Here is an 11,641-nt window from a genome sequence, read left to right on the forward strand (position 1 = left end):
AATTAATCCCAGCGGGAGGACTTTATGAGGCCGCAGTTTCATCTGCCACTTATCACACAGCCGGAAGCGACTTCGTTTTCGCTAATCGAGAACGCTATCCAGTTCTCGTTACATCAGGGTGCAGGTCTGATCGCCAGCCTGTCCGCCGCGCGGCGCCATGGTCAGGAGGCGGTCGAAACCTATTCGGAAGACGACGAATTCCAGGCTGATCGTTTCGACCGGGAGGTCGCGGCGCAACTTGTCCGGCATCTGCGCGAGCGGGCAGAAAGGGTTTGTCTCGATATTAGGCTCGTCCCCATGGACTCGGAAGCGATGTCGGCGACCATGAGGCTGGCCGAACTTGCTCGTGCGTACGATGTGACAATTGTTGAAAATACCGAGCTTGCTCGTCCGATAATAGAAGGATGCTTTTTTGACAGTGGCCGCCCGCTGCTTCTTCTGCCGTCTGAGGATTTCTATGGCCGGATCGACAACATCGCGATCGCCTGGGACGGAAGCGCCACGGTGGCACGGGCGCTCTCACATTCTTACCCCATGATTCAGTCCGCGACGAAAGCGACGGTCATACGCGTGCGCGACGCTGCGATCTGGAGCGACGATCTTCTCGACAGATACGTCGAGGCGCTGGAGCACTCGGGCATCGATGTTAACGTGGCAGCAGTACACAGCGACGGCGAAGACACCACCACAATGATACAGGATACCGCCATGGAAGTTCACGCGGACCTGCTTATTGCTGGCGCCTACGGGCACTCCAAAATCCGGGAAGCGCTTGTTGGCGGTGTCACGCGCGGCCTTCTCGACGACCTGCGTATACCAACTCTGCTGTCTCACTAGTCCACAACGTCACCTCGATCGAAGGTGCTGGTCCATAGGGTTCTCAGTATGCAGACGAGCGAACCTATTCGGCTTGAAGAGGCCCGGAAGGAACGTCTCGTGGAAGCAATGGGGCCCATACCTCAGCGGGAGGCAATGGGAAGCGTGCGCGAGGACTACAGCGAGAACGCTGACGCATGTAACTTCTTTCCTCATGGTCAATGTCGATCGCGCGCATATCGTTGAGGCGACGACGGCATCGCTTACGCCGAGCTCATTGAAAATAACCGTCTCCGCTCCCCTGAAGAACTCGAGTTCGAGCTGCTCGACACCGGCGTCTTCGCGAGGATCGGTACCATGACGTCGTGATCGGATATGCGAAAGCCACCCCGGACTAAGGCGAGCTGCATCTGTTGCCGACGCTCTGGTTCAGAAACCACTGGACGTCCCGGACTCTCAAATGCCCTCGGGTCCATCTGCAACCTCTTCAATAGCCACGCATGCCGAACCTATTTTAAAGCCGTAGGCGATGGTTCGATTAAACGTAGGGGGCCCTAAGGTGTGTGAGGTGATCCAGCAAGAGCCGCCAGACTGCGGAAGTAGTTCAGGATGGTCCACGCGGTACACTCTGCCGCTATGGAAGAGAAACCCAAGGCCTCGCCTTCCAGTCACTGCGCTCCGATCCCGAAAGAAGATGCGAATGGGATTTTCCTCGAACGCGAGGGCAATGACTACCTTGTCGTCACTAGATGTCACCACGGGCACTCGACTGGACCAGGAAGGAGCACTGCTGCCCGCTTCAGCCCTGCTTTGCGAGAACCATGCGGCTCTCAATCAGCGCCGCCTGTTGAAGCAAGTACATGCGAACGGACTGCTAGTAGAGTTCACCGGGCTCGGTGGACGCGACTTCTACTAGCAGGGTCCATGTTCGCAGGATAGCGAACGAATTCGCTGACCCTCGCCTGGGCGATCGTCAAAGACCGACGAGCACGAGGCTTCAGGACCTACCTCACGGCTCTAAGAGCATTCAAAACAACCGCGACATCGATTGCCTCCTGAATTAGCGCCCCCTGAACCGGCGGAAGAAAGCCTGCTGCGGCAAATACCATTGCGATCGCAGACAGTCCGATACCCGCTGCCACGCTTTGGGCTGCGATTGATCTTGAATGCTGAGCAACTTTTAAAGCCGTTACCACACCATTCAATCCGCTTCGCAGGAGCACCACGTCTGCGGCTTCCGCTGCAGCGGCCAGGTTCCCACGCGCGATTGCAAGACCGACGTCGGCCGCGGCAAGTGCCGGAGCATCGTTGACACCGTCGCCCACCATCATCACCTTGCCATCCGCCTTCGCGCCGCTAACGACCTCAACCTTGTCCGCCGCGCTGAGATCGGCCTCAACAGCATCCATTCCAAGTCGGTCCGCGATCGCTCTGGCAACCTCGAGCCGGTCGCCGCTCGCAAGCGAAATACGCTTTATGCCCAACTCGCGAAGCTCTTCGATTGCATTGGCGGCGTCAGACCGCAAACTATCTTCGAAACGAATTGCTCCCCGGACTTCTGCGTCGACGCACACAAGCGCGCTTGCCGTGTCGTCGGCAACCAAGGACTGCGGCTCGATGCCTCTTGAGCGCACAAACGCCGGCCCTCCGACGAGCACACGCTGTCCTCCGATAGTCGCCTCCACTCCCTCACCCGCGACCTCAGCCGCCTGTTCCGGCTTGGTGAGAGACAGATGACGGGATTGGGCCTCCGACACGATCGCACGGCCCAGTGGGTGAGCCGAGGCAAGTTCTGCTGATGCGGCCAGTTGAAGGAGACGGTCAGGGTCGTCGTTTCCAAGCACGTTTGCGACAGTCGGCTGGCCGATCGTCAGCGTACCCGTCTTGTCAAAGATGACGATCTCGATCTTCGACAAGGCTTCAAGAACTGCGGCGCCCTTGATCAGAATACCTTTTCGGGCAGCCTTCGATATTCCCGCTACCAACGCCACTGGAACAGCCAGAATAAGCGGGCACGGTGTAGCTACGACGAGAACGGCTAGCAGCCTTACACTTTCTCCCGAAGCCGCAACTGCCGCCGCGGCTACAAGCAACGTAACTCCGAGAAACCAGAGACCCATCTGGTCCGCAAGTCTGAACATTGGCGCTCTGGACTTCTTTGCCAGTTCAACCAAGCGTACGACATGCGCGTAGGTACTGTCTCTGGCGAGTTTTGTGGCGATTAACTCAAATGTGTCGCCGGCGTTGGATGCTCCGCTCTGCACAGCCTCTCCATGCAATAAACGAACCGGCAGCGGCTCCCCGGTCAATGCGGACTGATCGATAACCGCCGCGCGTCCCTCGATTGTTCCGTCGACAGGAACGACGTCGCCGCGACGAATGAGGAGGCGATCACCGGGTGTGATCGCTCCAATCGATACCTCGATGAACTCGTCATCGTTGATGCGCAACGCACTGCGGGGCACACGGGAAAGAAGATCGGTCATGCCGCTTTCGGCGCGTCGGTGGGCATAAGACTCGAGAAAGTGGCCGCCGGCGTACATAACCGAGACGATCGCACCCGCTAGGTATTGGCCGAACCAAAGTGCCGCTCCCATGGCAAGGGCTGCGATAAGATCTAGTCCGAATTCTCGGCGGCGAAGCTTGGCAAACATTTCGACTGAAAGGCAACACAGCACGATAATGATACTGAACACGAGAAGAACGTCCGCAGCTTGGCGTACTTTCAGCAGCGCAAGGAGAAGACCGCTTATAAGAAGGCAGAGTGCGCTGCAGAATAGTGTAAGGGACCAATACCGCTCGATGATGAGTCTTGCTCGAACTCTCAAGAAGGTTTGCTGGTCTGATGATGCGGCTTCGACTGCTTGCATGCCGCTCGTCCTTTCCGAAAGCTCGGCTTCGAGCCAGCCTTTCATAAACCAGGTTCGTTTCCTTGATCTATGACAATGAAGACGGAGGTTAATCGCGCGAAAGATCAGATCGGTTGCTGGTCGGGAGGACGCCATGCCGTATAACTATATCGTCGGCCAGTTGCTGCGAGATGACAACCTTGCCGCCTTTTCCCTTATCTGCAGCGTTGTGCCCACGTTCGACGAAAAGGACTGGGCCGCTCTGTTGCACGACACGCGAAACTGGCAGTGCATAAGTGCGCGTGATATCGCAGGCCGTGTAAGAGGCTTGGCAGTTTTCAGGTTGCGAATGCACCCGGAGGCTGGCCTATTGATGGATGTGCCGATCTTCATAGCTCTAAGCGCCGGTGATCATCATGAGATCGCCGAGCGACTTTTTTCCTCGCTTGAAGCCCAAGCCGCGGCATGTCGATTTATGCGAGTCTGGAACAAACTCCCCGAGACCCTGCAGGAAATAGAAGATCCTGATTTCTTTCGTCGCTGGGATCATGGGCTCATCTATCGCGTTCATCAATGAACGCTCCCGCCGGCTTTGCGGTAAAGACGTACCCAACGGATCGAATGGACTTTATGAGTTCCGGGCGTGCTGGATCGATTTCGATCTTTCGCCGCAATCGGGAGATTTGCGTATCAATGGACCGATCAAAGGCGTCGCGTCCGCGGTGTCGGGTAAGATCCATCAGGGCGTCTCGACTAAGAACCCGACCTGCATTGCGGATAAACGCATCAAGCATGTCGAACTCTCCGCTGGAGAGCTCAATCTCGAGGTTCTCGGGATTGAGAAGTTTGCGCTTCTGCCTGTCAAGTTGCCATCCATCGAAGACGAGTAAATCATGTTCCTTCGGGCCTGGAACGGGAGCCGCTTGGTAGCGACGCAGAATCGACTTTAGCCTTGCGTGGACTTCGCGCAAATGAAACGGCTTGACGACATAATCGTCTGCTCCGATCTCCAGGCCAACAACGCAATCGACAACATCCTCCCGCCCCGTGAGGATCATGATTGGGATGTTTGAGGTGCGGCGTATCTCTCGGGCCAGGTCTAGTCCATCCTGGTCAGGAAGGACCAGATCGAGGAGAATGATATCGAAGGCCTTGGCCTTAAGCGACAACCTCATTTCCTCACCGCTCGCGGCGCACGTGACCTTGTATCCCTCGTGCTCGAAGTATCGCTGCAGCATCTGTCGGATGCGCGGGTCGTCATCCACGACAAGAATTGCCGTCTTGATTGGAGAAGACCCAACTGTCATCGTCAGCACCGCCCTGCATCATTGCTGTTGAACGAGCCCGAAATGGTCTGCCGGGCCACATTACGCCGGTTCTATTGTGCGTCAATGACACCTTTCGTCGCTCTTAAATAGCGACAATAGGTGCAAGGCCGCTCGGTTCGAGCCCCCTTAGCGCGCGCCAGTTACACTCTCTATAGGTCGGCCAAGTTATTCCCAAGGCTCAAGCCGGGCCCACCATGCCATCTCTCCTGGAAAAGCAATTGCTCCACCCCCACGCGATTGTGCAGGCGCCCTAGCAGAAATGGCTGCCCTCTGCGTCTTCGCCCCCGCCTCGCAGAATAGCCGCATCAGCAAGTCCATTACCATCGAGACACGACTGTCTGCGATGGAATAGTAGACTTGGCGCGACTGGCGGCGCGTCTCGACGAGCCGTGCTTGCCGAAGTTCCGCGAGCTGCTGTGAGAGCGCCGGCTGCTTAAATCGGAGGACACTTTGGATTTCACTGACGGACCGCTCGGTTTGCGCGATATAGCAAAGCAGCATCAGTCGGCTTGGTGTACTGAACAGGCGCATGAATTCGGCCGCTTCGGACGCCTTTTCCTGCATTTCCTCGAAAGAAAGGATGCCACCAATCATTCGCGACGCTCCCGATAATACCAGGCTTCGCCCTCGCGCGGCTCATCGAGCTCGTCCATGTTGGCCGCTACGGGCTCAAGCAGCGCGGTTCCACGCATCCAACCTTCCGGAGCAAGCGCACCCTCCTTCTCCGTCGCCTGCAGCGCCTCGACAAGACGGAGGAGCTCGCCAACAGACCGGCCGACGTTCATCGGATACCAGACGATGGCACGAATGACGCCTTTTGGATCGATAACGTACGTAGCTCGGACCGTCCCGCTGTTTTCGGAAGAGCCGTCCAACATGCCATAGGCACGCGCGACAACCATGCCGGCGTCCTCGATTAACGGGAATGGCACTTTGACCGCGAAGCTACGCTCAATGTCCCTCAGCCAGGCCACATGAGAGTACAGACTGTCGACCGAAAGACCCAGCAGGTCGCAATTGATCTTGGAAAAACTCTCATGAGCACGAGCAAACGCGATGAATTCGCTCGTGCATACCGAGGTAAAATCTGCCGGATGAGAGAAAAACAGTAACCAGCGCCCCCGGTATCTGGAAAGCGAGACCTCACCGAGCGTAGATCGCGCCGCAAAACCCGGCGCTACCTCATTAATCCGCAAAACAGCCGGCGACAGCTCATTGTCCGCGCTCACTTGAGCCTCCCTGGTCGGTCAGCTCCAAACATACAACACTTGCACTATTACTGTAAATATGCAATATTAGCCACATTGCATTCTTCTGGAATGTGACCCCTCACACATGATGTGGCCCCAGCGAGCCTCATGCCACGACTGAAATGCGTCTGGTTTTGGTTCGTCGCGCGCAAGTGGAGCGAATGTAGAAGCGATATTCACGTCATGCCGGGCGCGCACGAAAGGTCGCTATGCGACTTAGCAAGTGCCTCGACACCAACCTGTCAGATTTAAACAGCTCAGTGAATGCGACATGACCCAACTTAACTATATCTGGCCGCTGTCCGGCGGCCTGCTGATCGGCCTTTCTGCAGCGCTCTATCTGCTTCTCAACGGTCGTGTGGCGGGGATTTCCGGTTTGGCCGCCTCTGCACTCGGATGGACCGGCGTAGGCTTTAGCCCACTGGGCATAGGGTTTCTTGCGGGCATCATCGGCGGCGCGGCCAGCACGTTCGCTCTTCTGCGACCCACGGAACTTACCATCACCTCGTCACCGATTCTTCTCATAGCTGGCGGCCTCCTGGTCGGCTTTGGTACCCGTCTCGGTTCGGGATGCACGAGTGGTCACGGCGTCTGCGGGCTTGCAAGGCTCTCCACCCGCTCAATCGTGGCGACCATCACCTTCATGGCGACCGCTGCTGCGACTGTCTATGTCAGCCGCCACCTGATTGGAGAGATGTGATGAGCAGTCGAACCCTCGTTTCGATCCTGTGCGGTGTTTTGTTTGGCGTCGGCCTAGTCCTTTCTGACATGGTCAATCCGGCGCGCGTGCTCGGCTTTCTCGACTTTTCGGGGTCTTGGGATCCGTCGCTAGCCTTTGTCCTTGGTGGAGCGCTGATCCCATCAGCCATTGCATATGTAATTAAGCGAAATCAGTCGCGGCCGGTTTTCGACAAGAAATTTCATGTTCCGGCCAGCCGTACGATCGACGCAAAGCTTCTCTTCGGTGCAGGTTTCTTCGGTCTAGGCTGGGGTCTGGTAGGCCTTTGTCCAGGCCCCGCAATTGCCTCACTCGCCACCGGCCGTTGGGAGGCTGGCCTCTTCGTAGCTGCCATGATCCTCGGAATGTTCGTTTTTCGAGCCGTTCAATCCCGGCAAAACGCGCCGATCTCGGTCAACTGAGAAGCGGACTGGCTGGCTAGACCCTGGGACCCCCAATACCTTTGGCCTGAATCGATATGAAGCCATACCGGCGCGGTGGTAGATCTCCAGTTCGCTACGAGCGGACATGATCCAAGCCGGCTGCAGCACATGGCGTAATCGGTTTGCATCTCCAATGTGCAGCGCACGACGCTCTCGTACATAAGTTGCCATAGTGATCGACGCCGAGAAGATTGCTTGCAGAATCTCGGCTATCTCCTGCTGGCGGCTGGCGTGACGTGACCTTGTGAAAAAGCTGGGCAGCGCAGCGCTCGCGCGCAGTCATTCATAAACTGAACGTCTTGCTGGGTCAGGGATTTTCCGACCTCTTGGCCTCGCTGCAACGTCTGCCTGACTGCATCGTTGACCCTTTGCCCAGAATTTAGATCGGCTACTCTCTGCAGATTTCATGCCCGCAGCGACACCGTTGGGAGAGCAGTCATTTCGCTCATATCCTCCAAGGATCCTCGCTCAGACCTTGAGTGCATGGCACTGAACGGCGCGAGGGCAAAACCACTTTATAGAATATTTTGAACTCAGACAGGAAGCCGACAGCTTCACTGCCTTATCGATGTCCTTGTCGCCCACGACGGGCATTCAAAGAGGACAGATCATGAAGTTGAACATAATCGCCGCAGTCGCGATCGTATCGGCAACACCAGCAATGGCGCTCGCAAGCCCGAGCTGCACCGCCGAGCCAAAGTCGAAGTGGTTGTCTGAGGAGGCCATGAAGGCAAAGATCGACGTGCTGGGCTACAAGGTCAAGACGTTTGAGGTCACCGGCAACTGCTACGAGATCTACGGCAGGGACAAGAATGGCAGTCGCGCCGAGGTGTATTTCAATCCAGTTACCGGTGCGATTGTCCAGAAAGGCGGCTGAGATGACCATAGTCAATTCGCAAAGGGAGGGCCATGCGCCCTCGCCACCTGCAGGTGAAGCCACGATCAAGGTGTGGGATCCGATCGTTCGGGCATTTCACTGGACGGTGGTTATCGCATGTATGCTCAACCTGTTCGTGCTCGAGGAAGGCAAGTACTGGCATCGCGTGACGGGGTATGTTGTTGCCACGGCGATTGCCGTACGCATTGTTTGGGGCTTTATTGGCACGAGACATTCCAGGTTCAGCGATTTTCTTCCGACACGCGCAAAGGTGATGGACCAGGTCTTGGGCATCGTCGACGGGCATGAAAAAAGGTACATCGGTCACAGCCCCCTAGCTTCAGTCATGATGCTTTCACTAATGGCGCTTTTGGCGGCGACGGTCCTTACAGGTTGGATGACAACGATCGATGCTTTCTGGGGAGAAAAGTGGCTGGAGGAGTTGCACGGTGCGATAGCCAACAGCATCATGGTCTTGGCCTTCATCCATGCAGGAGCCGCCGTGGTCGAAAGCTTGAGGCATAGGGAAAATCTGGTCTGGTCAATGATTACTGGTCGGAAAAGGGCATGAGGATTCTGCTGATTGAAGACAGCGCCCGGCTCCGAGAATTGCTTTGTGAGGCTATCAGAAAGGTTGGTTGGAGAATCGACGCCTTCGGAACATCGCAAGAGGGCCGGCTGGCCCTTGACGGTGCTGACTACGATCTTCTTCTTCTTGATCTCGGCCTGCCCGACGAGGACGGGATAGACGTGCTCAAGTCACTGCGAAGCGCAAGAGTTCAGATGCCTGTCCTTATATTGACTGCGCGCGGCGCAATCGATGAGCGAATCGCCGGCCTTGATGCTGGCGCAGATGATTACCTTGCAAAGCCTTTTCATAACGGCGAACTGATCGCGCGCATCCGTGCTCTCATGCGGCGGGCTCCGAACACCACGATGCCCACATTGGAATTTGCCGACCTTAAACTCGATCTTGCTTCGAGGCGCGTAACATGCGCTGGCGCCGAGATTGCGCTTGCTCCGTCGGAAAAGGATCTCCTTGAACTACTGATGCGCAATGGCGGAAAGGTGGTCTCCAAGGGTAAGATTGAACACGCCTTTTCAGAATTCGGTGACGAAAGAAGCAGCAATGCCGTCGAGTTGGCGATTTCAAGGCTACGAAAGAAACTGGAAGGGCATCCGACCGGATCTTTGATCGAGACTGTGCGAGGCGTCGGCTACCTGATGCGGGAGGAACACGCGTGAGCCGCTGGCATCCGACTCTTGGTGCGATTCTCACCAGACGAATAGCGTTTTTTGCAGTGCTCGCAATGGTCGTGCAACTCGCGGTGATTTTCTCGGACTACTACTGGAATGTCGGCGAGCTGTCCCGTCTTTTCGTGGAGCAGGAAACCGAGCGCCTCGCTTCTGGCATAGCCCTGGAAGGCGAAAATGTCCGATATCAGCTCCCAGAAAGCCTCAAGCAACGTTATGGCACCCGATCGTCCGGTTATGTCGGCAGAATTCGTGACGGCAATGGTACGCTTGTGTTTCAGTCCTGCGACGATGCCTGTGAACGTCACTTCCTCCCCGCTGATGTGAATCCACCCGATTTCTGGCTGAGGTCGTTGACGACAGGCAAACCGCTGACCTTGGTCGGCGGCAGGGCCTTCGTGATCGGAGATCGACGTTTTATCGTCGATGTCGCAACCATTGAAGACCCTCAAGATGTGGTCTCTTCGGTTTTTTGGAGGGAAGTCATAGAACATATGCTGGTTCCGATGAGCATCTTGCTCGTCCTGGTTCTCGGCGCCACTTTGCTCTCCGTAAGGCAGGCATTGAAGCCCGTACGTGCCGCAGCTAACGCCGCCGATGATATCGATCCCATGGACGCGCGTTCGCACCTGAATTTCGACGGCATGCCGCGCGAGGTTGCCCATCTCGCGATTGCCATCAATCGTGCCTTCGAGCGGGTCGGCGAACTGATGGCGTCGCAGAAGGTCCTGACGTCGGGAATAGCACACGAAATCCGCACGCCGCTTGCGGCAATCAAGCTCGAACTGGGAAACATCGACCATCCTCGCGCCCGCAAGGCGGAAGCCGATCTTGATGATCTCGTGGCCTTTGTGGCAGCGCTAACAGCGCTCGCGCGCCTCGACAGCTTCGACCATGGGATGTTCGAGGACGTCGATCTAGTAGCACTGTCGTGCTCCGTCGTAGAACAACTTGCTCCATGGGTGTACGAGCACGGCCATTCACTTGAATTCCATCCTCAAGTCGAAATCGCTCTTATCAGAGGGGCGCCAGCGCTCATTCGCGATGCTCTACGCAATCTCGTGGAGAATGCTGTGCGTCACACGCCCGCCGGCACCTCTATCCTCGTATACGTGGCAGCCAAGACTATTCGCATCGAGGACAGGCGTACCAACACCGCAAAGAACGAAGCCAAGCCAGCTGAGTACGCCGACAGCCTCGGTATCGGCCTGAGGATCGTCAGACGCATAGTCGAATTGCACCGTGGCAATCTTCACCAGTCAACATCGAGGCTAGGTCACGTCTTCGAGCTCCGTTTCGATGACAACTATGCGCCAAGTTCGACGCATAAAGTCTGAAACCACAATAAACGAACAGTTCTCGTTGCAAGATTTCTAACGATCGCCCAAAGGTCTAACCGGCGTTCCGCTCCCACGTTGTCCTCGCCGCCGGCACGCGCCTATCCTGAAAAGCCTGAAGACGAGCGACGGAAGATCGCTCTTGACCGGTGGGGAAATTTGGGCAGGCTTGCCGCCGAGTATGTCTTCCTGGACCAGCTATTCGATTTCGATCCTGCCCGACCTGAATCCGGACGGATCGAGGTCTGGATTTGAAGACTTCATGGAGCTTTTTTACAAGAGGCGGCCCTTCATCGTCTTTAGCGTTCATATAGGCAATTTCGAATTGCTGGCTGTCGTTGGCGCTGCATTCGGTCTCAACCTGACGGCACTCTGCCGCCCCCAAACAATCCCCACATCGCCTCAGAACTCTCCTGATTTCCAAGCGAAAGGATGGGCAACCTCGTGCCGTCGCCCGTGGGATCATCTTTCGCACTTGCGCGGCATTGGAGCGTGGAGGCGGCGTAGGCTTGCTGGTTGGCCAGAAATTTCGCAAGGCCCTTTCGACCACGTTTTATGGGCAAGACGTGCGGACAATCCCGTTGCTCGCCAAGTTGGTACGGCAGTGCAATTTGTGAGTCTACTCTGCCCGCTGCTTCGGCCGCCGGGAAATCGAATATCGGCGCGAACTAGAGGGTCGTGTCCCGCCGAATGGTGTAGGTCGGCGGTAGCGAAGCCGCTCGTGAGCGCGTTCTCAATCGCGCCGTAGCGAGCGAGCGGCGAAGCGGCG

At 56.7% G+C, this 11,641-nt stretch carries 13 protein-coding genes and 1 pseudogene; 10 read left to right on the top strand and 4 right to left on the bottom strand.

All coding sequences use genetic code 11. From position 1 onward, the window contains the following. Positions 1–24 precede the first annotated feature (24 nt). Positions 25–837 carry a universal stress protein gene (locus tag FHT76_RS39275; RefSeq protein WP_183864976.1) on the top strand — a complete coding sequence of 271 codons (813 nt, stop codon included), beginning with the start codon at positions 25–27 and terminating at the stop codon, positions 835–837. Between the two features lie 706 nt (positions 838–1,543). Beyond that, positions 1,544–1,732 carry a hypothetical protein gene (locus tag FHT76_RS39280; protein ID WP_183864975.1) on the top strand — a complete coding sequence of 63 codons (189 nt, stop codon included), beginning with the start codon at positions 1,544–1,546 and terminating at the stop codon, positions 1,730–1,732. A gap of 88 nt (positions 1,733–1,820) precedes the next feature. On the opposite strand, the gene FHT76_RS39285 is transcribed toward FHT76_RS39280, so the two are convergent. Beyond that, positions 1,821–3,512 (bottom strand): heavy metal translocating P-type ATPase, encoded by a 1,692-nt coding sequence (locus FHT76_RS39285; RefSeq protein WP_259131031.1) that lies wholly within the window; start codon positions 3,510–3,512, stop codon positions 1,821–1,823. 307 nt (positions 3,513–3,819) lie between these two features. Here FHT76_RS39285 and FHT76_RS39290 point away from each other — a divergent pair, with 307 nt between their 5' ends. Next, entirely contained in the window at positions 3,820–4,242 is a 423-nt protein-coding gene (locus FHT76_RS39290) for a hypothetical protein (protein WP_210296809.1), read from the top strand. On the opposite strand, the gene FHT76_RS39295 is transcribed toward FHT76_RS39290, so the two are convergent. The 3 genes from FHT76_RS39295 to FHT76_RS39305 all read right to left on the bottom strand — a co-directional run bounded on the left by FHT76_RS39295 (position 4,220) and on the right by FHT76_RS39305 (position 6,222). Further along, positions 4,220–4,972 (bottom strand): response regulator, encoded by a 753-nt coding sequence (locus FHT76_RS39295; protein WP_183864972.1) that lies wholly within the window; start codon positions 4,970–4,972, stop codon positions 4,220–4,222. The genes FHT76_RS39290 and FHT76_RS39295 overlap by 23 nt on opposite strands. Positions 4,973–5,158: 186 nt before the next feature. After that, positions 5,159–5,587, bottom strand: a complete 429-nt coding sequence (locus FHT76_RS39300; protein ID WP_183864971.1) for a helix-turn-helix transcriptional regulator — start codon at positions 5,585–5,587, stop codon at positions 5,159–5,161. Beyond that, positions 5,584–6,222, bottom strand: a complete 639-nt coding sequence (locus FHT76_RS39305; RefSeq protein WP_183864970.1) for a peroxiredoxin — start codon at positions 6,220–6,222, stop codon at positions 5,584–5,586. Before FHT76_RS39305 ends, FHT76_RS39300 begins: the two co-directional genes overlap by 4 nt. A gap of 292 nt (positions 6,223–6,514) precedes the next feature. Between FHT76_RS39305 and FHT76_RS39310 the strand changes: the two genes are divergently transcribed. The 7 genes and pseudogenes from FHT76_RS39310 to FHT76_RS39340 all read left to right on the top strand — a co-directional run. Continuing rightward, positions 6,515–6,943, top strand: coding sequence for a YeeE/YedE family protein (locus FHT76_RS39310; RefSeq protein WP_183864969.1), 429 nt, complete (start codon positions 6,515–6,517; stop codon positions 6,941–6,943). Continuing rightward, a complete protein-coding gene (locus FHT76_RS39315) occupies positions 6,943–7,383 on the top strand; it encodes a DUF6691 family protein (RefSeq protein ID WP_183864968.1) in 441 nt (146 codons plus the stop codon). Before FHT76_RS39310 ends, FHT76_RS39315 begins: the two co-directional genes overlap by 1 nt. Before the next feature lie 631 nt (positions 7,384–8,014). Beyond that, entirely contained in the window at positions 8,015–8,281 is a 267-nt protein-coding gene (locus FHT76_RS39320) for a PepSY domain-containing protein (RefSeq protein ID WP_183864967.1), read from the top strand. Position 8,282: 1 nt separating this feature from the next. Beyond that, positions 8,283–8,852 (top strand): cytochrome b/b6 domain-containing protein, encoded by a 570-nt coding sequence (locus FHT76_RS39325; RefSeq protein ID WP_259131023.1) that lies wholly within the window; start codon positions 8,283–8,285, stop codon positions 8,850–8,852. Then, entirely contained in the window at positions 8,849–9,526 is a 678-nt protein-coding gene (locus tag FHT76_RS39330; RefSeq protein ID WP_259131021.1) for a response regulator transcription factor, read from the top strand. The genes FHT76_RS39325 and FHT76_RS39330 overlap by 4 nt, the downstream gene beginning before the upstream one ends. After that, positions 9,523–10,872: a HAMP domain-containing sensor histidine kinase gene (locus tag FHT76_RS39335; RefSeq protein WP_259131019.1), complete on the top strand. Its 1,350-nt coding sequence runs from the start codon at positions 9,523–9,525 to the stop codon at positions 10,870–10,872. Before FHT76_RS39330 ends, FHT76_RS39335 begins: the two co-directional genes overlap by 4 nt. Before the next feature lie 99 nt (positions 10,873–10,971). Next, a pseudogene (locus FHT76_RS39340) lies at positions 10,972–11,555 on the top strand (lipid A biosynthesis lauroyl acyltransferase); the annotation flags it as partial. Positions 11,556–11,641: the final 86 nt, after the last annotated feature.

The sequence above is a fragment of the Rhizobium sp. BK176 genome, assembly GCF_024808055.1.

Coding starts and splice junctions, on each gene's coding strand:
- FHT76_RS39290 (WP_210296809.1), top strand. CDS start 3,820: ATGCCGTATAACTATATCGTCGGCCAGTTGCTGCGAGATGACAACCTT.
- FHT76_RS39280 (WP_183864975.1), top strand. CDS start 1,544: ATGACTACCTTGTCGTCACTAGATGTCACCACGGGCACTCGACTGGAC.
- FHT76_RS39300 (WP_183864971.1), bottom strand. CDS start 5,587: ATGATTGGTGGCATCCTTTCTTTCGAGGAAATGCAGGAAAAGGCGTCC.
- FHT76_RS39330 (WP_259131021.1), top strand. CDS start 8,849: ATGAGGATTCTGCTGATTGAAGACAGCGCCCGGCTCCGAGAATTGCTT.
- FHT76_RS39325 (WP_259131023.1), top strand. CDS start 8,283: ATGACCATAGTCAATTCGCAAAGGGAGGGCCATGCGCCCTCGCCACCT.
- FHT76_RS39310 (WP_183864969.1), top strand. CDS start 6,515: ATGACCCAACTTAACTATATCTGGCCGCTGTCCGGCGGCCTGCTGATC.
- FHT76_RS39320 (WP_183864967.1), top strand. CDS start 8,015: ATGAAGTTGAACATAATCGCCGCAGTCGCGATCGTATCGGCAACACCA.
- FHT76_RS39275 (WP_183864976.1), top strand. CDS start 25: ATGAGGCCGCAGTTTCATCTGCCACTTATCACACAGCCGGAAGCGACT.
- FHT76_RS39295 (WP_183864972.1), bottom strand. CDS start 4,972: ATGACAGTTGGGTCTTCTCCAATCAAGACGGCAATTCTTGTCGTGGAT.
- FHT76_RS39315 (WP_183864968.1), top strand. CDS start 6,943: ATGAGCAGTCGAACCCTCGTTTCGATCCTGTGCGGTGTTTTGTTTGGC.